At 48.6% G+C, this 422-nt stretch carries 1 pseudogene; it reads left to right on the top strand.

Annotated elements, in window-relative coordinates:
- Positions 1 to 245 (top strand): annotated as a pseudogene (locus Q4563_RS16415) (transposase); the annotation flags it as partial.
- Between the last annotated feature and the right edge of the window lie 177 nt (positions 246 to 422).

Below are 422 nucleotides of genomic sequence, written 5' to 3' on the forward strand. Positions count from 1 at the left end.
GGTTCCACACGATCACCCATTACGATCCATCAAAACCCTGTTAGATCAGGCGCTCACCCACATCGATTGGAAACTCAGCCTGATCTATTCCGAGCGCGGGCGGGAATTCATTCCTCCGGAGCGTTTATTGAGAGCCTTGCTGCTGCAAATCCTCTTCAGTATTTAGTATTCGCAGCGAACGGCAGCTGGTCGAGCAGATTCAGTACAACATGCTCTATCGCTGGTTTGTCGGCCTGAGCATTGATCACTCCTTGATCTGATATGTATGGATATCCAGTATAATTGAAAGTTGCCCAAATCAATGCGCGCTTTTTCAGAAGCCTTGCGCGCTTTCCCGGACGTTGTTATCGTCAAGGCATTGATATACGGAAAGTTGTTGCGCAGGTTGACAGATTAATACGCAAGGCACACAGGAACAGGAG

The sequence above is a fragment of the Gilvimarinus sp. 1_MG-2023 genome (assembly GCF_030548285.1).